Below are 21,483 nucleotides of genomic sequence, written 5' to 3' on the forward strand. Positions count from 1 at the left end.
TACACCTGACATTCCGATACCCATACCAGAAGCAGTTAACCCTATTCCAGAAGTTGTTAACCCTATTCCAGAAGTTGTTAACCCTATTCCAGAAGTTGTTAACCCTATTCCAGAAGCAGTTAAACCAATACCAGAAGTGGTTAAACCTACACCAGAAGCAGTTAAACCAATACCAGAAGTTGTTAAACCTACACCAGAAGCAGTTAAACCAATACCAGAAGTGGTTAAACCAATACCAGAAGCAGTTAACCCTACACCGGACATAGTTTGACCTACACCAGAAGCAGTTAAACCTGCACCGGACATAGTTTGACCAATACCAGAAGCAGTTAAACCTGCACCAGAAACATTACTACCAGATGCCCACATTCCTATACCAGATGCCATAGCATAAGAACTTAGTCCTTCCTCTATCATCTGGCCAGAACCTGGAACCATTTGCACAGAACCAAACATAGAACCAGCAACTCGCTGTTCCTCAACTTCAGCAATAGCAAACATTTCCTGATGAATATTATTGGGATTCTCGTAAAAACTAATTTCACGACTAGTAGGAACCAGTTCCATAAAAGTTTTGCCACGCAAATCTTCATCCCAACTAACTGTAATAAATTGGTCATCAATCCAATCTGAGGGATAAACTGGAGGAATATGTACTCTCTCAGAACGAGCCAAAATTAACCACCGACCATCAGCACACCGATATCCTATTTCCAAAGTATAGTCGCGATCGCTTACTGGAATAGGTATGTACCATTCACGAGCTAACTCATCGCAAGGATATTCTTGAATACTATGAGGACTTTGGTATTCCAAGTTAATATCTGTTACATCATATATGCGCAGAGCTAACTGCTGTCCACCTTGACGACGTAGTGCTTCTTTCAGTTCATTCGGAATATCCCAATAAGCGTATGCCCACTCTGGGTCTCTTGGCATTAATACTATTTGGCTTTTACCATAGCCATTGGGCAAATCTTTTAAACCTTCATCAACTGATGAACTAAAATCATCAACCTTGTTTTCGTGCCCCAACTCAAACTTTTTTGCTTCTACTTCTTCTTGTACCTCTAAGGTTGGCAGTGGAGCAGATGAGACATGATTTATATTGATACCTTGAGCTTCCATTACTGCTGAGAGCAGTTGTGCTTTACGCATTCTGCTGTAACGAGAGATACCTAGTTCACTAGCTACTTTCCGTAGCTGTCGTAAAGTCATCTCTTCTAGAGGTGGACGTTCTCTAACCATTGTGTATATCCTTGGTGTTTCTTTACTTTCTTTATTCTCAAAATCTACCAAGAAATTATTTGTAATCACTTGTTTCTTTTGAGACTACTTTTCCTTATCAAACTATTAATGAGATAAGCATTCAGCTATTAACTATCAGCTATCAGTAATAAAGTCTTTTGCTCAAACACGGCGTTTAAATGGACATAAACTTTAGAGTTGACTTTTGCAGTTCGTTTCTTAGTCAATAAAGCTTTTATCAGTTACTAAAAGCAATAGCTGACGGCTGAATGCTTACTTCATGAGTTTGATAAATGCCTAGAAACACTTAACATTTTAGAGAGAGAGATTCTAGACCAAGAAAAGCATTTTTTTGGGATCGTTTAGATCGCCTTATAACAATATAGTTTTGCAGAGAAAATCTGATTTGGTCAAGGGTAGTTACTAAGAAATTATGAACATATATGCGGGTTTATAGGTAATTATGGATTAGTAATGTTATGATTTCTTAACTTTATTTCAAACATCAGAAATTAAATCAAATTAGTTAATAAAATTATTTGATAGTTTGATTAATTTTTTTTATAATATACTAAATATAATTATTAGTAATTAATTAAACTAATGCCAAGGAAATTGTGTATTTTTAACAAAAATATCACAGCAATAAATCGAGTTTATTAGTCGCTTTGCGAGGTTCTGTTAATTTTATAGGACTCAAGCCATGAGGTAGGAAAAACAGGGGTTTGAGATTGCTTCCTGTTGTCGTATCGGACGAAAATAGGTTGCACTTGCGTAAGTCCTGTTTTATTTAGGAGTTTAATAATTAGGTTTGGCGCTCAAAAGTCTTACAGCGCTTTTCAAATGAATGAACCACATCGCCATAACCAAAATTTTGTAGGGACGTTTTCCACGCTTGAGCGGAAATGTTTGCGGAGCATTCCGTAAGGAAAACGCATTTTTGCCGATGGAACGTCCCTACTGTGGTTTACTGAAATGAAAACTGCTGTATGGGTCGGAGAAGACAGGAAACCCACCCCTAACCCCTCCCAGGAAGGGAAGACAGGAGGAGTAGGGAATTTACAGGAGAGCGGTTTTCATAAAGGTAGACTACAAAACTTCTTCCTTCTTCCTTCTTCCTTCTTCCTTTTATCTCACTATCTTCCAATTACTAATTTGCCATTTTTCATTCTGACGAACTAAACTATAACGAACCAGTAAGTTTTCATTATTAGAATTAGTCAATCTGTCATTTTCATAAAAACTAACCCTTTCTCTAACTTCAGCCTCTACCTGAGCTTGATTCGGATTTGTATTATTTACATCAACACTCTTGACCTCCAAATCATGCTCATATCTCCGGTAAGATTTCTCTTCCTTCAAAGTATTAGCTGTAGACACCCAACGAGAAAGTGCTGGATCTACTAGAATATCCGGTAACTTTTCAACTTGATGATTAGGACCAAAAGCAGCAGCTTTAATCTCCAACCAATTTTGAATCGCTAACTGTGCTATTTCTTTAGTTATTGTTCCTGACTCTTCGAGGCTAACCTGATTAAGCTCTGGAATTTCTATTGGAGGTCTATCCAATTGCACCATAGGTTCTTCCATTTGGGAAACTGGTCTAACTAACCCTAGAGCAGTTGCTAACCAACCAAGAACCTGAATTATCATCCACCCAATTATTCCTATTGATAATAATCCCAAAATAGCAATCAAAACTAAACGACGAACCTTAAAAGGTTCTCTTCTAGTAGAGGTTCTGTGTGGATTATACTCTGACATAGATTGAGGTAATTGTTCACTTCCTAGTGACTTACCCTCATTAAACAGAGGTAAATTACTCTGACTTCTTTCCCTCTTTCTGGCTGAGTAGCGACCATAACTCGTATTAGTTAAATGTTTTTGCCCACCTGTCAATGATGATTTTTCTGATTCTTGAACCAATTTTTCAGAATCAGTTCCTTCTAAATTAGCAGTTTCTTGGCTCACAGAACCAAAACTAGCAGTAGCAGCGCTACCTAAACCAGATATACCTTTATTTTCTAGATTTGATACGGTCAATTTTTCAACTTCCTTCTGGTGTAACTGTTCCGTATCGCGATCGTGACGAGGTTGAACAACTACCCATTGATTAGCTGCTTCTACTTCCGTTGGTAAAGCTTCTAGATAAGCTTGAACATGCTGATCTGCAAAATAGTCTTTTAAAGAAGCTGACTTATCAGACAAATCACGGAAATGGGGAAATACCTCCTCTGTTAACCAATGTTCAGCATAAAGACACAAACCTGGTAATAAATCTGGAGATTCTTGAGAATTTTCCTTAATAAAGGACAGAGGTTCATTTTCTTGGCTAAGCTCCAATGAACGACTAGCCTCTTCAGTTTGCCCTAAAAGCAAAGCACAAACAGACTTCTCTAAATTTACATCTTGACTCCGACCCAACTGCATCAACATCAACTTAGCCTTACGAATCAAAGCTGGTTGTTTTTGAACAAACCCTTGAGCTAAAAAAGTATAAACCGCTAAGTATGTGCCAACTGCCGAAGGACGACGAGCTTCAACCTCAAATAATTTCTTCTGCTCTGTTGTAGTTAAATGTTGACGTAGTTGCTGAACAAACTTCAAAAAATTCTCTACATCAAGTCCAGAACTATCCTCACCTTGACCATCTATTCCGCCCCGTTCATTCAACATATCTTGGAGAATCTCTAGTCCACGGCGACGTTCAAGAGCCATTTCTTCTGGTAATGATATTAACTCTATTACTCTATAGGGCCGTAACTTATAAAGGTCAGCTTGTATTTCCCCTCGAACTTGGACAAACAAGTTTTCTCGCAGTAATAATCCTTGGCCCGCTTCTAAAGCTGTAGCCGCAGTTTCATATTGTCCTTGTTGCCATTGTTCTCTGCCCAATTCTAAATTCGCTAAAGCAACTGTCAGGACAATATCTGGCAAAACTAATGCTGGATCGCCAAAGCGTCCATCTTTAATAGCAATACTATTATTATTAAGATAAGGATAAGTAAGTTTTAATACCAGCTCATATTCTCCTAGTTCCTGTAAAATCAGAATTGCTCCCACAAATTGGGAATTTTCTATTTCTATACTAGGAGTATTAGGATCAAACTCAGAACCACTTATACTCTCTATACCTTGAGAGCTTATCCTTTTTGCTAAACGCCTAGAAGCTATTGTGGGGATAACTTCTCTTGTTTCCTGAAGTTTTGTATTTTTTTCCTCTACTTTATCAAGACTTATATTAGAACTTGGACTTAGTTCTTCTAGCTCTGGTTCGTAGGTTTTAGCTAAAAAGCTACCATCGTAGGTTTGACGTTGTTCTGGATCAGACAGAACAGCATAAGCCTCATCTATAAGTTGTTTACGAGCAACTATTGTTGCCTCAGAATACTCCCTTCTAGGAAATTGCTGGGTGCGATCTTTATGTGCCTGCTGTAACTGTTCAGCAGTAGCTTGAATTGGTAAACCTAAAATTCGATAATAATCTAGTGGAATCCGCACAGTGCATTTCCTCAAAGGCGAGCTACTATATTGACTGTATTGTATACTTTGTTAATAACTAACATAGGTATTTTTGACTACTTTAGAGCAATTTTTTTGATGCTCGTCTCTTCTCTTAATTATCTAGGATTTTTTCACCAATAAGCATCAAATGCTTAAAGGAAAATCTACTGATACATCAATGTGGTTTCCCACTAAAGTATACCTTTCACTAGGAATATCAAGTGACAGGTATTTTGTTACCCAACTTGAATAGTAAAACTTAAGACTTATTCCATTAAGCCCATACATATTGTTAAAGTATTCAACCCATACTTTAACATCAAGCTAGTAAAATTTATTTACTCTCCTAATAGGAATTTTCAGATATCCTACTAAATTGCTCAAAAATAAATTTGTGCAACTTGTACAGAAGAGTAATGTTAAGTTTAAAAACTAGAGACTTTTAGTAAATTATGTCTCTGGCAACATTGCAAAACTAAATTTATCACCGATTATACTAGCTTAGGAAAAATTAAATGATCCAAGAACGCACCTTACCTCCCTTTGACACCAATAGTATAAAAATCAGCAAAGAAGAAGGATTAACACTATATGAAGATATGGTTTTAGGACGCTTGTTTGAAGATAAGTGCGCTGAAATGTATTACCGAGGTAAAATGTTTGGCTTTGTCCATCTTTACAATGGACAAGAAGCAGTTTCTTCTGGTGTAATTAAGGCCATGCGACAGGATGAAGATTTTGTTTGCAGCACTTATAGAGACCATGTTCATGCTTTAAGCGCAGGTGTACCAGCAAAGGAAGTAATGGCTGAATTATTTGGTAAGGCCACAGGTTGTTCTAAAGGTCGCGGTGGTTCGATGCACATGTTCTCTGCTGCACATAATTTATTGGGTGGTTATGCTTTTGTGGCTGAGGGTATTCCTGTCGCGACTGGGGCAGCTTTTCAGAGTAAATATCGACGGGAAACTATGGGAAATGAAACTGCTGACCAAGTGACAGCTTGTTTCTTTGGAGATGGAGCTTGTAATAATGGCCAGTTTTTTGAATGTCTAAATATGGCAACATTATGGAAATTACCTATTATTTATGTAGTAGAGAATAATAAGTGGGCAATTGGTATGGCTCACGAACGTGCTACTTCTGTACCAGAAATTTACAAAAAAGCTCACGCTTTTGGCATGGTTGGTGTGGAAGTTGATGGTATGGATGTATTGGCAGTCCATTCTGTGGCTCAGGAAGCTGTGGCCAGGGCGAGAGCAGGTGAAGGGCCTACCTTAATTGAAGCTTTAACTTATCGGTTCCGAGGCCATTCTTTGGCTGACCCTGATGAATTAAGGGATCAAGAAGAAAAGGAATATTGGTTTTCTCGTGACCCTATTAAGCAATTTCAAACTTATCTGACGGAGAATAATTTGGTAGATGTTGCTGAGTTAAGAGCAATTGATGAAAAGATTAAGAGGTTAATTACTGAAGCTGTTGAGTTTGCAACAAATAGTCCAGAGCCAGGATCAGATGAACTTTATCGGTATATTTTTGCTGAGGATTAATTAACTAAGTTTATTAATGGATAATTAATTAATCTTACAGAAGTTTCTGAAGTTATGAGGTCTATAATATCTATAGTTTTATCCTTTTTAGATGTCAAATTAAAAGGATAAAAATCAAATAACTGGAGGTTAATTATCGTAAGCATTCAGCCGTCAGCAATCAGCTATCAGAAGAGTGATTTTACCATTCACTAAAAGCAATAATATTTAATTAAGCTAGAAAAATTTTTTGACTTTTGTCAACTCTAAAGTCTATATTCATTGAAAATTGTTCTTAAGAACAGGATATTATTGCTGTTTCGCTATGGGACATGTTTGCGGATAATTCCAGGAAAAAGCGCAGCTCCGCTCCAGGGAGCTAGTTGATGGCTAATAGCTGAATGCTTACTAATTATCAATTATAGTCATTCTGATTTAGATTGAGACAAGGTTTTCTTGCTGTGAAAGGGTTTTCGCTGAAAAAGTGTTCTATTCTTATTGGGAATGACTATATTAATTACTCTTACCTATTAACCATTACCTCACAACTAACTACTAAATAGTAACAAGATTTTTGATGCGAATAAAATAGGATTACTATATCTCTAATTATCAAAAAAAATTCTTGTAATTGTGATTAAGTTTTTTCTGAATTTTTGACAATTAAGTTTCTCGTTGATTAAGTTAAATGAATTTGTTTTACATCACAATTTTCAATTTTCTGTGTAATAAATTAAATATAGAGTAAATTAATAAAGTTAAAACTAACATTAATTTACACTTGTAGAACTTGCGCAGAAACACTATTCGTAGGGTGTGTTTTCGGCGCTTGAGCCGATATGTTTGCGTAGCAGTCCGTTAGGATAACCCTGCACGACATGAATGCGCTCCCATTCCCTAGAAAAAGCGCACAACGCACAACGCACCAAGGCACTATAATATATAGCCTTTGCTTAAGTCCTGAGTTGATTAAATAAATGTAGAAATCCTATCTACTTTATGAGATTTGGATAATGGTTTTCTATTTATAGCCATAAGAAATAATTTGTAAGAAGAAACTTTAGGGGTTTCGCCTCCAAAACCCTTGGCGCTTGAGTTGGAAAACCACACCCCTAATCTGAAATTTTACAATCTATTTAGGATTATTACAGTAACTGGATGTATTAAAAAAACCGGATAAATATTTTAGGGATTGTAAATATACCTACGGTCATATAGAAGCTCCAAACAACTTTTTATGGCTATACCTATAATTTCTTAACTTAGGAAAAGTTTGACATGGCATAATATTACAACAGAAGGAAAGATCGTTATTTCTCATAAAACCAGAAACTGGGAAAATTGGTTCTAGTAAAAAAAACTGTATTTCAATAATTATAAAAACCAATACAATCATTATATTATGAGGATTACTTTACTTATCAGTACCTTACAGTTGCAACTAGATAATTGAAATCCCAAAAGTTGATTTTTTTTCTTCCCTTTAACCAGGAAAAATATCAACCTTATTTATTAGCCAAATCGCTAATGATACCAATTTTTAAACTTAACATACTACTCTTAAATATGAATCTATTTAAAAATTTATAGAGTAAACAGCAAGAAAGTTACGGTTTTAAAAATATCCTTTTGAATTAAACCTAAAATATCAGGGAAAATAAAAATTGGAGCTGACTTTTTTTAGCAAGATTATATTTTTCGTTCCTCAATCAAATATCGCTTTTATCACTAACCAAAAGCACTTTTCTGATAGCTGAATGCTGAATGCTTACATTTATTTTTTCCCATTCTTTAAGTAATAGACAACCTAGACATTGTAGAAAAACTTAAAGACTTCTCTTTCAAGAAAAAAAAATTCATTATTCATTCTTGACAAACTATCCAATTTTAGATAAATGAACAAAAAAAATACCACAGAGAAAATATTTTGGAAACAACCTTTAACCTACTTATTAGTATTAATGGGAGCAGGTGGGGCATTATTAGGAGAACGCTTAATATTCCAGACAACTAGCTCTGGGGAAAATTCCAGCCAACTTACTCAATCATTAGTTGCTCAGTCCCCTAACAAAACTGATACTAATTATAACTCAGAAAGGTCTAGTTGGTTGCCAGTTAGAACTCCTATTTCCAATAACAATTTTATTGTAGATGCAGTCCAAAAAGTTGGCCCAGCAGTGGTAAGAATCAATGCTTCTCGCGCTGTTGGCCAAAGACCTAACTTTGGTAGAGAGATGCCAGAAGATTTCTATGGCTTTGAAGGACCTGGGTCTAATTCTAGTCCAGTTGAACAAGGTACAGGTTCTGGTTTTATTATCAGTGCTGATGGTAACATTCTGACTAATGCTCATGTTGTTGAAGGTTCAACTACTGTAGAAGTTGTACTCAAAGATGGCCGTCGTATTGAAGGTAGAGTTTTGGGCACAGATTCTGTAACTGATGTAGCAGTTGTTAAAATTGATGCTAATAATCTCCCGACTGTTTCTCTTGGAGATTCAAGTAATTTGCAACCTGGAGAATGGGCGATCGCTATTGGCAACCCTCTAGGTCTAGATAATTCTGTCACAGTGGGTATAATTAGTGCGACGGGTCGTTCTAGTAATGATGTGGGTGTCCCAGATAAGCGGGTAGGATTTATTCAAACGGATGCTGCTATTAATCCTGGGAATTCTGGTGGCCCTCTGTTGAATCAAAATGGTGAGGTAATTGGAATTAATACGGCTATTATTGATGGCGCTCAAGGTTTAGGATTTGCTATTCCTATTAATAATGCTCAACAAATTGCTCAACAATTAATTAAGGTAGGGAGGGCGGAACACGCTTATTTAGGTATTGCTATGCAGACTTTAACACCAGAATTGAAGGAAGAACTGAATCGAAATTTTAATAGAAATATTCAGTTTTCGACTGATAGAGGGGTATTAGTGATGCAAGTTGTTCCTGGTTCTCCTGCCGATCAAGGTGGTTTAAAGCCTGGGGATATAATTCAAAAAATAGATAATCAAACTATTAGCAAATCTGAAAATGTACAACAAATTGTTCAGAGTAAAACAGTGGGTAGTTTGTTAGAATTAGAAGTTAATCGAAATGGTGAAAATTTTAATTTTCAGGTACGAACTGGTAATTTACCATCTCGATTAAGAGGATAGATAATTGATAATTAGGGCTAGAGCAAAAAGTCTGAAAGTATTTTATAGATAAAGGTTTTAGCAACTTGTTTGTCGTAAAAAAGTACCAGCTTTTAAGTCAAAAAGGCGAAAAAAGTTAGGACAAAAGGCTCACGCTTGAGGTGAAAAATTAAGAGACGATTCTTCCAACTAATTCCTTTATAATTCCTATTCTTCCTGACTCTTGACTACTCCCTACTCCCTATCTCTACCATCAGACTTTTGAGCGCAAACTCTAATTATTGCTCTGCTGATTGAATATAACAATTCCCACAGTTATGAAGTACATTTATGATACCCCTAAATCTCCCTTGAAAACCTATGCTTTACCTACATATTTCTTAAAATAAAACTTGACAAAAGTGACAAACTATGTATAAATCTGGGAGTGGCTTTTACGGTTCCCGATTTTTCGGGAGAAAACTGTATTGAAAAGTACACTATGAGTGAAGATTGTAGACAAGATTCTTCCTCCCTCCTCTTCTTGGTCTCTTTTGTCTTCTTGGTCTGGCTTGTCTTCTTGGTCTGGCTTGTCTCCCTTGTTTTCCCCATCCTTTCACAAGGGTTTCAGGAGTTTCTTATCAGGGATAGTTTTCTCAGGGGGGGGTTAGGGGGAATATCTAGAACTATACTTCAGGAGCTTGGGAAATGCTATATCAAAGTATTTACAGATAAATATTTTGCCTTTTTAGATAGAAAAAAGTGCGAACTTTTAGGCTGCCGAGGTACGGTTCCCGAAAAATTAAAAATTGAGCATTTTTGGCTGACTATGACAGAAAATAACTATTCATAAATTTAGGTACTTTAAGTCTTTGCCAGTAATATTTCAGTCTAGAAAGCAAACTGTTTTTTTAAATAACTTTAGTATTCTCCAGCATTATTAATTAGGCTTTGCTGGTTAAATATAAAAGTATTCATAGATAAAGCTTTAAGTATTTTGAAAGTCGGAAAAAGCCCAATTTTTTGGCTGTTCAGGTTGAAAAACTTAGCATTTGAGGTTAACTAGGACAGAAAAATTGAGCAACTATTTTTTCAGTTACTTCCTCTGTAACTTTCTTAAATCCTTACCCTTGACTACTCCATACCCTAACAAAAAGACTTTTTTAGGAAACCCTAATTATCAATTATCTGTTGGTAACTTTAACTAAAGAGAATTTAGTGTTGACTGTGTATTTCTCTCATTTGAAAAGCTCTATAAATTGATGATAGAAATTTACAAAGGAAAAAATTATGACAGTATTACAAGTAGCTCAGTTAGGTAATGAGGTATTACGATATAAAGCTCAACCTATTAATAACATTAGCGATAAAAATTTACAGCAAATAATTGATAATTTAATTACTACAGTAATAGAAACAAATGGTGTGGGAATAGCTGCTCCTCAAGTTTCAATTAGCGATCGCTTATTTATTGTGGCATCGAGACCTAATCTCAGATATCCTAATGCACCTCAAATGGAACCAACAGCTATGATTAATCCTAAATTAGTATCTCATTCAGAAGATAGAGTTAAAGGTTGGGAAGGTTGTTTAAGTGTTCCAGGAATTAGGGGTTTAGTACCAAGATATAGAGTAATAAATGTAGAGTATACTAATCGAGAAGGAAAACTAGAAAGACAAGAATTAACAGATTTTGTGGCTAGAATTTTTCAGCATGAATATGACCATTTAGAAGGTTTAGTATTTTTAGATCGTGTGGAAAGTACTACAGATTTAATGACAGAAGATGAATATCAGAAGCAGATTATTCAGTCAAGGAATTAAAAGCATATTTGCGGATAATTAAGCAAAATATAACAATCCTAATTTTATTTATTTGTGTCAAAAATCTTACCTTTTTTCGGCAATCGGGAATAGGCAATGGTTAATGGGTAAAACTTTTCGAGTTTATTTCTAGTTTTTGATTTGTTACAAACTACTTAGGGCTTGCTGAATAAATCTTTTTGTGAAGGTAAGGAGTAGGGAGTAAGGAGTAGTGAAGAGGCTCGGAGGAATAAGAGTTATAGAGGAGTAGGGACGTTGCATAAGGGCATCCCTACAGAATAATTGTCTCTTAATTTTTCTATCCTGAATGAGCCTTACTAATGCTAACTTTTTCACCTTTTTGACCTAAAAAATGGTACTTTTTCCCGACATAAAGTTGCTAAAAAATTTATATTTGCATACTTTTAGGCTTTTTCAGCACACCCTACTTATGATTGCTATATTTATTACGGAAAAGAAAGAAAATAAATGCTAATAGCTGTTGGCGCAGCATTCCGCTGGAAATACTTACAAATAAATTATTTATCATAAGTTAGAAGTTAGAAATCTTAATTAAAATTTAGTTGTAGTTCTTTTGTTTAATGTGTATAGTTGTTATAGTTGTAGTCAATTGACACACCTAAAATTTGGCAATATGCTATGGGCGAATTATAGTTTGAATTTACAAGTTTAACCAAATGAAATACCCTCACCCTAAAATTTAACACACAAAATTAGTTGTGTTAGTTCAGTAGTTAAAAATAGTAAAAAAAAGCAAGAAAATATTTATGAGTATTAATCTTACCAAAGGTGAAAGAGTTAGTCTATCTAAAGAAGCACCTGGAATGAAAAAAGCGGCGGCAGGTTTAGGATGGGATGTTAATGTCTCAGATACAGGTTCAGATTTTGACTTGGATGTTTCTGTATTTATGTTAACAGCAAGTGGCAAAATTCCTCAAGATAAATATTTTGTTTTTTATAATAACTTGAAATCCCCTGATGGTTCAGTAGAATCTATGGGAGATAGTCGTACAGGAAAAGGAGAAGGAGATGATGAGACTATCACTGTAGATTTATCAAAAGTTGATTCGACAATTGAAGAAATTATTTTTGTTGTTACTATATATGAAGCAGAGAAAAGAAGGCAAAATTTTGGGCAGGTGAGAAATTCTTATATCAGAATTTATGATGGGGAAACTCAAGAAGAAATAACTAAGTATGAACTAGAAGAAGATTTTTCCAGAGAAACAGCTATAGAGTTTGGTAAATTATATAAAAAAAATGATGAATGGAAATTTCAAGCTGTGGGAGAAGGTTATAATTCTGGTTTAGAAAGTTTTGTACAAAAATACACCTAAATTAATAGTAAGCATTTAGTTATTAGCATTCAGGAGTCAACTTTGGAAAGAAGTAAATATTTGCTAAACTTCTACTATATTTATCATTAGAGAATTGAAAGATAATAAAAAGTTTAATTCTTCCAAATTCTCTTTTCCAGGAATTACTCAAAAAATCAGATTAACCAGAAATGTATGAAAATGTTATCAGATATTTCAATTTGCTTTTAACTATACTTGAGTATAGAAATTAAACCTGGGAAATACTGCGATTTTACTTCATTTCATCTGAAGCTAATTTCTAATTGCGGATATCTGAATACTTACTTTTTCACAAATAATTTTTTACTGGTATAAATTATTATAAAAAAATATAGAGAGGAAAAATAAATGTCTGTTAAACTCAGTAAAGGTCACAGAATTAATCTTTCTAAAGATGCACCAGGTTTAACAAAAGTTGCTATTGGTTTAGGATGGGATGTTAATCCTACGGATACAGGTACAGAATTTGATTTAGATGCTTCTGTATTTATGTTAGGAAACGATGGAAAAATTCCAGAAGATGAATATTTTGTTTTCTACAATAATTTAAAATCTCCAGATGGCGCCGTCAAGCATTGGGGAGATAACAGAACTGGAGAAGGAGAAGGAGATGATGAAACAATAGAAGTAGATTTAAATAATGTTAATTCTAGCATTCAAGAACTACTTTTTGTTGTGACTATCCATGAAGCAGAAAAAAGAAGGCAAAACTTTGGTCAAGTTAAAAATTCTTTCATTAGACTTTACAATTTAGAGACTCAAGAAGAAATAACAAATTATGAATTAGAAGAAGATTTTTCCAGAGAAACTGCCATAGAATTTGGTCGTCTCTATAAGAAAAATGGTGAATGGAGATTTCAAGCAGTAGGAGCAGGATATAATGCTGGGTTACAAACTTTTGTAGAAAAATACGTTTATTAAGTTAAAGAGTATTTTGGGTAGGGTGATCGCTAAAACTAAAAACTTGAAAAATACTTAGCAGTATGTTATTTATTTTCTTAATTATCCGAATCATATAAACTATAATTAATACTTTCTATTTGTACCAAAAATTAATTTTTTTTTAGAGTTTATAAAGGAGAACAAATATATGACTATCAATCTCAAAAAAGGACAAAAAATTGTACTTGATAAAAGTGAATATGATCTATCAAAACTGACAATGGGTTTAGGATGGGATGTAGCAAAATCTCAAGGTGGTTTAGCTGGTTTATTCGGTGGTAGATCGGATTTTGATCTTGATGCTTATGCAATCTTATTAGAAGCAAATGAAAAACTGAAAAATTACAAAGAAGATGTGGTTTATTATGGTCATTTAGAATCTAAGGATAAAACAGTAATTCATTCAGGAGATAATCTGACTGGAGAAGGGGAGGGAGATGATGAACAAATAATTTTGAAACTAAATTCTATTCCTGAAAAATACCAGAAAATTATTCTCGCAGTAAGTATTTATCAAGCTAAAGAAAGAAAACAAGAGTTTGGAATGGTAGAAAATGCTTTTGTTAGAGCTGTTGATAATAAAGGAGTAGAAATAGCACAATATACTTTATCTGGTAATGGTACTTATCAAGGTAAAATATCAATGTTAATGGGAGCAGTTTATCGAGATAATACACTTTGGAAATTTAGTGCTTTGGGCGATCCTTTAGATACTGATATGAATGGTGTAGTTGGTTCGTTTATGAAATAAATATTAGTTGCCGAAGAATTATAATTAAATAATAATTCGCCCCTTGAATGCTCCCCTTTATTTAAAAGGAAAAAAAATAAATTTTTTCTTTTTATTCAATCCTCTTCCTTTTAGGGAGAGGTAATCATGAATTATCCATTATTGAAGATTTTTTAAAATTACAAATTCTTTTTTAGATAGATGGACATTTTAAGAATCCAAAGTTAATTATTTATCAATCAATTTGATAGAGGAGTTTCTATTACACCCAAACTTTAAAGATAACATCTATCTTATCTAGTAAGGGCAAATCGCGATTCACCCCCTACAGATAGTCTATAATTTCTTTTTTGTATAAATTCTGATTATGATTAATTAAATGGTAGAAAAAATACTCAAATTTCCCTACCCAAGAAAATGATTTCATAACTGATAACTAATAGTTTATAGTTTACGTCTAATTTTTAATTTTTAATTTTTAATTTTGAACTTTGTGAAGGATTGTTGCTTTGTTTCCAAGAAATGAGATTGTGGTAGTGGCTATCTATTATCGTCATAAGCGGGTAAATATATAACTAACTATAACAATAACTATAAGTATCAATGTACAGACCATTTCTTGAATATTTAGAGAAAGATTTATTTGATAAATTTGACTTACGCAGTAGACCAATTCCTGCTGGTTTAGAAGGAAATGTTAGTAATAGAGGGAAGAATCAAGCGACGATTCAAAGTTGGTGCTATGAGTGTACTGAACTGAGAAAAATACGTTATACCTATATTGATGCGGGGTCTGCAGCTCAAGTTTTTAATAGCGTGATTTATCCCAGTTACCACTACGATATTCCACTGTTAGGAATAGACCTGTTATGTTTTGGTAAAAACAAAATCTTAATAGTATTAGATTTTCAACCTTTATTCCAAGAAGAATCATATTTAACAAAGTATATAGAACCGATGCGATCGCTACGAGAGAAATATAATGACTTAGCTCAAAATTTAGAAATGAAATTTTACGATGCTAATCAATATTTTTCCAAATATTTATTATTTGCCAAAACAGATGCAGAAACAGTAAAAACTACATTTTTCGAAGCTTATCAAGACTACATTAATTTATATTGGCAAATGTTAGACAGAGCAGAAATTATTGAGAAAGAAGAAGAGATTAAAAAGATAGTTAAAGCTCAAAAAGATTACGATCAATATAGTGCTGAACGAGATCCAGCATCAGGATTATTTAGTAGTTATTTCGGCCATGAATGGTCAGAAAAATTTCTCTACGAATTCTTATTTGAAGATGCTGTACCATTAGCAGTTCCTACTAAAGCTCGATGAAGTTGTTAAGTATTAACTTTAAGAACTTAACTCACACTTTTTCAATCATTTCAAAAGGGTTTTCAATAATTAGGGTTTGCTGAAAAAGTTTCATGGTTAAGGTAGGGAAAACTTAACTGGGAACAGGGAAAAGTAAACCCTAATTATTGATTATTAATTATTAATTCTTAATTAGGGTTTGCTTATAAGAAGTATTTTTCAGCAAACCCTAAATAATGTTAATAAAATCTGTTAGGATACTATGTTTTATGATTTAAAACTAAATATAAAACCTGACAAAATAGAGAAGTTATATATTTTCAATCCAAGCATTCAGTCGTCAGCTATCAGCTCTCAGCTATTGTTTTGAGTTTTTGATATAAGCTTTATGATAGGGTTCCCGATAAATCAGAAATTTTATCTGACTAAAAAGTTCAGTTTTCAAGTATATCAAGTATATATACATATATTTGTTTAAATCTTTTCCTTAAGGTAGAGGTTTTTATTGCTGATAGCTGAGATGCTAATAGCTGAATGCTTACTTTACAATTCATTCAATAGATATTTTATAAAGAGTAAATATCTTGAAAAATTAGGCTCTTTTTTCATTATGTTGTAATGATGAAAAAAATTTAACTTTAGTATTTCAATTTTCTAACTGATAACTGAATAATGACACAAACAGAAAATATTGTGAACCTATATCAACCTTTTTTAGATTATGCTCTGATTCAGCTCAAGCAAGAACTAGAACTACAACCTTACCCTATACCTTCTGGATTTAAGCATAAAGTTGCTACAACTGGCAAGGGCAAAAAAGAACAAGAAGTACAAACAACCAGTTATGGTTACTCTAGTCCCAAACTCCGGCAAATTAGAGCAGCTCATGTCCAAGGTGGCAGTGCCCTGCAAGTATTAAACTTTGTTATATTCCCTCATCTGAATTATGATTTACCCTTTTTTGGGGCAGATTTAGTCACCTTACCAGGGGGACATTTAATTGCCCTAGATATGCAGCCCTTATTTCGGGAGGACCCCCAGTACCAAGAAAAGTATACTCAACCCATAAGGGAGACTTTCCAGGAATATCAAAAATATTTACCTTGGGGAGGTGACTTCCCAGAAGAAGCAACCCCATTCTTTTCTCCAGCTTTTCTTTGGACTCGTCCTCAAAAAACTGAGTTAGTTGAGACAAAAGTATTCGAGGCATTTAAAGATTACCTGCAAGCTTATTTAATTTTTGTAAAGCAAGCCGAACCCATTACGAATCCAGAGAAATTAGGAGAAATTAAAGAGGCCCAACTGCGTTATATCAGATATCGAGCTGAGAAAGATCCAGCGAGGGGAATGTTTACCAGATTTTATGGCCCAGAATGGACAGAAGAATATATTCATGGCTTTTTATTTGACCTAGAAAGGAAATTGGCCCTAAATCCCACCTAACTTTCCAGTGTCAGAGAAGTTTGTTAATAATTTGTAATAAACAAACACACAACAGCATTGTATAAAGAATATCTGAAGGGTTTAAAAGATAGGGAAAATCAAATAAGACCACTAATAAATGAAGTTGAAAAACTTCTCATAAAGAGTGTAAGATTTTCTCAGGATTATTAAACAGTTCCGACTTACTTTTCCAGGTATGGACATATATTCCTATCCTGAAAAAAACTAAAAAAATACCCATAGCATCGAAAAGTAACTAAAATAAAGCAAATTAGGAGAATAAAAATGTTTGATGCTTTCACAAAAGTAGTTTCCCAGGCAGATGCCAGGGGTGATTTTGTTCCTGCTGGACAAATTGATGCTCTAGCAGCAATGGTTGCAGATAGCAACAAGCGGATAGACGCAGTTAACCGTATCACTAGCAACGCTTCTAGTATTGTTGCTAATGCAGCTCGCTCTTTATTCGCAGACCAGCCTCAGTTGATAGCTCCCGGTGGAAATGCTTATACCAGCCGTCGGATGGCTGCTTGCTTGCGTGATATGGAAATTATCCTACGTTATGTAACTTATGCTACTTTTGCGGGTGATGCAAGTGTACTAGATGACCGTTGTCTAAATGGTCTGCGTGAAACTTACTTAGCTCTAGGAACTCCTGGCGCTTCTGTAGCATTAGGTGTACAAAAAATGAAAGAAGCAGCTATTGCTATTGCTAACGATCCTAGTGGCATTACTCCTGGAGATTGTTCCTCTTTAATGGCTGAGATTGGTGGCTACTTCGACCGCGCAGCAGCAGCAGTCGCTTAAAAACACTGTAAAAAACTTTTTTGTAAGGATGCACTTTAGCATCTCTACAGATTTTAAATTTCTACCAAAATTTGTACTCACAATAATAAGGAAAGTACCTCAAAAATGAAAACCCCTTTGACTGAAGCAGTAACTGCGGCAGATTCTCAAGGCCGCTTCCTGACTAGCACAGAATTATTTGCAGCGTTTGGTCGCTATAAGTATGCTACAGCAAGTTTAGAAGCTGCTAAGGCTCTAACTCAAAAATCTCAATCCTTGATTGATGGAGCTGCTCAAGCAGTATATAACAAGTTCCCTTACACTACTACAATGCAGGGACCTAACTATGCTTCTACTCCTGTAGGAAAGGCCAAGTGTTCCCGTGATATTGGCTACTATCTCCGGATGGTAACATACTGCCTGATTGCTGGTGGCACTGGTCCTATGGATGAGATTCTCATCGCAGGTATTGATGAAATCAATAGCACTTTTGAATTGTCTCCTAGCTGGTACATTGAAGCTCTAAAGTACATCAAAGCTAACCACGGTATCACTGGCGATCCTGCTACTGAAGCTAACAACTACCTTGATTACGCTATTAACGCTCTCAGCTAATAGTTGGTAATAACTCAGTGGTGAATGTGAACTTAAGGCTCACACGACTACTATAGAATAATATTTAACGTAGCTCGGAAAGATATACAGGTGCTGACCTGTGGTTAGTATTTGTTAATCTTTTCGAGCATCGTTATTATTTAAGAAGGAAGAAGGCAGAAGCAGGCCATAATATCCGATAAAAATAATAACAATGGAGCAGCAGCAATATTTAGAATCACCTTCAGAACAAGTATCAGATAATGGCGAGTCTCTAACTGTGGAGGAGGCGATCGCTAACTTAGGCCATGAAGAATTAGGTAAAAGATATTATGCTGCTTGGTGGTTAGGGAGATTTAGAGTTAATACTCCTGATGCTATTGAGGGTTTACTTGCTGCACTAAAAGATAAGTCTGATCGTACAGAAGATGGTGGATATCCTCTGAGACGAAATGCAGCTCGTGCTTTGGGTAAGTTAGAAGATAAAAAAGCTGTGCCTGCTTTGATAGAATGTTTGGAATGTTCTGATTATTATGTAAGAGAAGCAGCAATAGAAGCATTGGGAATGTTGGGAGATGCTAGTTGTATTCCAGCGTTAGTCAAACTTTTAGAGGGAGGAGTTGAAACTGCAGTTTTGGTTTCTGGGAAACCTCATTTAATTCAACCCTACGAAGATATTATCGAAGCCTTGGGAACACTTCAAGCTCAAGAGGCAATTTCTTTAATTAAACCTTTTATAGAACATCCGGCAGAGAAAGTAAAATATGCTGCTGCCAGAGCATTGTATCAACTGACGGGAGAAGCAGTCTATGGAGAATATTTGACTCAAGCATTAGATGGTGATAATTTACAGTTACGACGTTCTGCATTGTTAGATTTAGCAGCGATCGGTTATTTACCCGCAGCGAAGGCAATATCAGAAACCTTAGCTGAAAATAGTATGAAATTAATTGCTTTGAAAGGACTTTTAGAATATCACCTCACCAAAAATTCAAAAGTAGAATCTCAAATATTATTATCAGATGAGGCTATTGAAGTAATGACTCTAATGGATTCGCTTTTATAAGGTATAGCAATCTGAAATTATTCGGGAAAAAATGTCGGGGGTTGGGAAATCAAACCCCTATTATTAAATACTACAACCTATTTAAGATTACTATATTAATTAGGATATATGATTCATATTTTTACTGCTATCCTACTTCCCCACTTCCCTACTCCCTAAAAATGAATAATCAACTCTCAACTATAAATAATCAACTTATCCAAGCAGTTGAAGAAGCAGACTCTTCTCAAGGTTTAATAGATGCAGTTAATGATTTAGCAGCAGCTCATCTAAAAGAAGCTATCCCCATATTAATTAAGGTCTTAGGTTATAATAATCCAGGTGCAGCAGTCGCCGCAGTTGATGGGTTAGTCGAAATAGGAGAACCTGCGGTCTTTCCACTATTAGAAACACTTGATGGTTATAACTATGGTGCTAGAGCTTGGGCAATAAGAGCATTAGCAGGTATTGGCGATCCTCGTGGGTTAGAAATATTATTAGATAGTGCAGTTAATGACTTTTCTTTTAGTGTACGACGAGGTGCAGCTAGAGGTTTAGGTTTTATTCATTGGGAAAATTTATCAGAAGCAGAAGTTTCCGATGGTCAACAGCGTGTTTTTCAAACCCTGCTGCAAGCGTCTGAAGATACAGAATGGGTAGTGCGTTATGCTAGTGTAGTGGGTTTACAAGGTTTAGCCAAAGTAGTCAAAGTTATTGGTGAAAATTGGTTTGAAGATATTTTGACTCATATTCATCAAATTAGTGATACAGATACAACTTTAGCAGTTAGAGCTAGGGCAAAATTTGCTGTTGAAAATTTGCATCGAATGTAATATCAAATTTGGTAGCATAGAACCCCTAACCGCGGATTTATAAAATTAGATGGGGGGATGGGGGGATGGGGCAATTTTTCTACCTTTTTCCTTATTCTCTTTCTCTCACTCCTGACTCCTGACTCCTGTTTGCGGAGCATTCCGTAAGAACTCCTGTATCCTTATATCAAAAATCCTCACTGCGTGCAAAGATACGCTTAGACTTTTATAGGTATAATTCTCTCTCTGTAGGGGTTTGGTCTCCAAACCCTCAGACAAAGAAACCCGGTTTCTCCAGGCAAAGAAAGAAACCCGGTTTCTTTGAGAAACCGGGTTTCTGAGTCCGAAATATGCTGTAATTTACAGATAACTGAAAAAACTGATAACTGCAATGACAGATATTACTACCTTAGCACGTTGGTTCGCTGCCGACTTCAGTAACCAACCACAAGCTTTTGAGAATCCACCCTTTTTTGCTCACATTCGGGTTTGTATGCGTCCTCTTCCATGTGAACTACTTGATGGACTTAGCCTTTATTTAGAGCAAGCTTACGATATTAGTCTCAATAAACCATATCGAGTTAGAATTTTAAAGTTAGTCCCTTCAGAAGACCATATAGATATTGAGAATTATGCCATCGATCAAGAAGCGGAATTTTATGGAGCTTCCCGTAACCCCCAACGCTTAGAAAATCTCAAAACTGAAGCTATTAAAAAATTGCCTGGTTGTACTTTTATTACTAAATGGACAGGTAATAGTTTTAGGGGTGAGGTAGAACCAGGAAAAGGTTGTACTGTAGTTCGTAACGGGAAAACTACCTATCTAAATAGTCATTTTGAGATAGATGAACATAAATTTATTAGTCATGATACAGGATGTGACCCGGAAACTGATAAACAAGTTTGGGGAGCGATCGCTGGACCTTTTGAGTTTGTTCGTTGGGCAAGTTTTGCCGATGAAGTAGTATAAAAGTCTCTATATATAAAGGTTTCAGGCTTTTTAAGTGGTGATTTATCGGGAACCGTAAAAGTACCAGATTTTCACCCCTTTTAGCTCAAAAAATGAGTGTTTGGGTAAGATTTGAGAACCCAAGTCAAGGGATAATTTTTCCTTTCTACATCCTGTAAAATCCCTGATTCCTCCTGACTTACCCTCCACCGGAGGGGTTAGGGGTGGGTTTACGGACTACGGACTACTTCCTACTCCCTACCTCAACCAAAAGACTTTTTCAGCAAGCCCTATTTATTTA

At 35.2% G+C, this 21,483-nt stretch carries 16 protein-coding genes; 14 read left to right on the forward strand and 2 right to left on the reverse strand.

The features are described 5' to 3' along the window. Both VKJ25_RS19710 and VKJ25_RS19715 read right to left on the reverse strand, forming a co-directional pair. Positions 1 to 1,317 (reverse strand): DUF4912 domain-containing protein (locus tag VKJ25_RS19710; protein ID WP_324238346.1); only part of this gene is annotated, 1,317 nt, incomplete at its 3' end. Positions 1,318 to 2,376: 1,059 nt separating this feature from the next. Continuing rightward, positions 2,377 to 4,749, reverse strand: coding sequence for an IMS domain-containing protein (locus VKJ25_RS19715; RefSeq protein ID WP_324238347.1), 2,373 nt, complete (start codon positions 4,747 to 4,749; stop codon positions 2,377 to 2,379). A 518-nt stretch (positions 4,750 to 5,267) separates the two neighbouring features. On the opposite strand from VKJ25_RS19715, the gene pdhA reads away from it, so the two are divergent. From pdhA to VKJ25_RS19785, 14 genes are all read left to right on the forward strand, one after another. Further along, entirely contained in the window at positions 5,268 to 6,299 is a 1,032-nt protein-coding gene (gene pdhA, locus VKJ25_RS19720) for a pyruvate dehydrogenase (acetyl-transferring) E1 component subunit alpha (protein ID WP_324238348.1), read from the forward strand. Positions 6,300 to 8,173: 1,874 nt separating this feature from the next. Continuing rightward, positions 8,174 to 9,427: an HhoA/HhoB/HtrA family serine endopeptidase gene (locus VKJ25_RS19725; RefSeq protein WP_324238349.1), complete on the forward strand. Its 1,254-nt coding sequence runs from the start codon at positions 8,174 to 8,176 to the stop codon at positions 9,425 to 9,427. Between the two features lie 460 nt (positions 9,428 to 9,887). Then, positions 9,888 to 10,238, forward strand: a complete 351-nt coding sequence (locus VKJ25_RS19730) for a hypothetical protein (RefSeq protein WP_324238350.1) — start codon at positions 9,888 to 9,890, stop codon at positions 10,236 to 10,238. Between the two features lie 437 nt (positions 10,239 to 10,675). Further along, the gene (gene def / locus VKJ25_RS19735; protein WP_375340356.1) at positions 10,676 to 11,209 is read left to right on the forward strand and encodes a peptide deformylase; all 534 of its coding nucleotides are present in this window, start codon (positions 10,676 to 10,678) and stop codon (positions 11,207 to 11,209) included. 767 nt (positions 11,210 to 11,976) lie between these two features. Continuing rightward, the gene (locus VKJ25_RS19740; RefSeq protein ID WP_324238351.1) at positions 11,977 to 12,546 is read left to right on the forward strand and encodes a TerD family protein; all 570 of its coding nucleotides are present in this window, start codon (positions 11,977 to 11,979) and stop codon (positions 12,544 to 12,546) included. Positions 12,547 to 12,915: 369 nt separating this feature from the next. After that, entirely contained in the window at positions 12,916 to 13,488 is a 573-nt protein-coding gene (locus VKJ25_RS19745) for a TerD family protein (RefSeq protein WP_324238352.1), read from the forward strand. 169 nt (positions 13,489 to 13,657) lie between these two features. Then, entirely contained in the window at positions 13,658 to 14,260 is a 603-nt protein-coding gene (locus VKJ25_RS19750; RefSeq protein ID WP_324238353.1) for a TerD family protein, read from the forward strand. A 582-nt stretch (positions 14,261 to 14,842) separates the two neighbouring features. Further along, complete coding sequence (locus VKJ25_RS19755; RefSeq protein WP_324238354.1) at positions 14,843 to 15,577, forward strand: 15,16-dihydrobiliverdin:ferredoxin oxidoreductase; 735 nt, start codon at positions 14,843 to 14,845, stop codon at positions 15,575 to 15,577. A 651-nt stretch (positions 15,578 to 16,228) separates the two neighbouring features. Next, on the forward strand, positions 16,229 to 16,999 hold the full coding sequence (locus VKJ25_RS19760; protein WP_324238355.1) for a phycoerythrobilin:ferredoxin oxidoreductase: 771 nt from the start codon (positions 16,229 to 16,231) through the stop codon (positions 16,997 to 16,999). Between the two features lie 285 nt (positions 17,000 to 17,284). Continuing rightward, on the forward strand, positions 17,285 to 17,803 hold the full coding sequence (locus tag VKJ25_RS19765; protein WP_324238356.1) for a C-phycocyanin subunit beta: 519 nt from the start codon (positions 17,285 to 17,287) through the stop codon (positions 17,801 to 17,803). A 105-nt stretch (positions 17,804 to 17,908) separates the two neighbouring features. Further along, the gene (gene cpcA / locus VKJ25_RS19770) at positions 17,909 to 18,397 is read left to right on the forward strand and encodes a C-phycocyanin subunit alpha (protein WP_324238357.1); all 489 of its coding nucleotides are present in this window, start codon (positions 17,909 to 17,911) and stop codon (positions 18,395 to 18,397) included. A 193-nt stretch (positions 18,398 to 18,590) separates the two neighbouring features. Next, entirely contained in the window at positions 18,591 to 19,442 is an 852-nt protein-coding gene (locus VKJ25_RS19775; protein ID WP_324238358.1) for a C-phycocyanin alpha-cysteine-84 phycocyanobilin lyase subunit CpcE, read from the forward strand. Between the two features lie 161 nt (positions 19,443 to 19,603). Next, positions 19,604 to 20,254 carry a C-phycocyanin alpha-cysteine-84 phycocyanobilin lyase subunit CpcF gene (locus VKJ25_RS19780; RefSeq protein WP_324238359.1) on the forward strand — a complete coding sequence of 217 codons (651 nt, stop codon included), beginning with the start codon at positions 19,604 to 19,606 and terminating at the stop codon, positions 20,252 to 20,254. A gap of 361 nt (positions 20,255 to 20,615) precedes the next feature. After that, complete coding sequence (locus VKJ25_RS19785; RefSeq protein ID WP_324238421.1) at positions 20,616 to 21,203, forward strand: chromophore lyase CpcT/CpeT; 588 nt, start codon at positions 20,616 to 20,618, stop codon at positions 21,201 to 21,203. Positions 21,204 to 21,483 lie beyond the last annotated feature (280 nt).

This window comes from Okeania sp. (assembly GCF_035285525.1).
Classification (GTDB): Bacteria; Cyanobacteriota; Cyanobacteriia; order Cyanobacteriales; family Microcoleaceae; genus Trichodesmium.

What these genes read in the sequence shown, in the direction of transcription:
- VKJ25_RS19740 (WP_324238351.1), top strand. Translation starts at nt 11,977, where the DNA reads ATGAGTATTAATCTTACCAAAGGTGAAAGAGTTAGTCTATCTAAAGAA.
- VKJ25_RS19755 (WP_324238354.1), top strand. Translation starts at nt 14,843, where the DNA reads ATGTACAGACCATTTCTTGAATATTTAGAGAAAGATTTATTTGATAAA.
- pdhA (WP_324238348.1), top strand. Translation starts at nt 5,268, where the DNA reads ATGATCCAAGAACGCACCTTACCTCCCTTTGACACCAATAGTATAAAA.
- VKJ25_RS19730 (WP_324238350.1), top strand. Translation starts at nt 9,888, where the DNA reads ATGAGTGAAGATTGTAGACAAGATTCTTCCTCCCTCCTCTTCTTGGTC.
- VKJ25_RS19745 (WP_324238352.1), top strand. Translation starts at nt 12,916, where the DNA reads ATGTCTGTTAAACTCAGTAAAGGTCACAGAATTAATCTTTCTAAAGAT.
- VKJ25_RS19760 (WP_324238355.1), top strand. Translation starts at nt 16,229, where the DNA reads ATGACACAAACAGAAAATATTGTGAACCTATATCAACCTTTTTTAGAT.
- def (WP_375340356.1), top strand. Translation starts at nt 10,676, where the DNA reads ATGACAGTATTACAAGTAGCTCAGTTAGGTAATGAGGTATTACGATAT.
- VKJ25_RS19775 (WP_324238358.1), top strand. Translation starts at nt 18,591, where the DNA reads ATGGAGCAGCAGCAATATTTAGAATCACCTTCAGAACAAGTATCAGAT.
- cpcA (WP_324238357.1), top strand. Translation starts at nt 17,909, where the DNA reads ATGAAAACCCCTTTGACTGAAGCAGTAACTGCGGCAGATTCTCAAGGC.
- VKJ25_RS19780 (WP_324238359.1), top strand. Translation starts at nt 19,604, where the DNA reads ATGAATAATCAACTCTCAACTATAAATAATCAACTTATCCAAGCAGTT.
- VKJ25_RS19725 (WP_324238349.1), top strand. Translation starts at nt 8,174, where the DNA reads ATGAACAAAAAAAATACCACAGAGAAAATATTTTGGAAACAACCTTTA.
- VKJ25_RS19765 (WP_324238356.1), top strand. Translation starts at nt 17,285, where the DNA reads ATGTTTGATGCTTTCACAAAAGTAGTTTCCCAGGCAGATGCCAGGGGT.
- VKJ25_RS19750 (WP_324238353.1), top strand. Translation starts at nt 13,658, where the DNA reads ATGACTATCAATCTCAAAAAAGGACAAAAAATTGTACTTGATAAAAGT.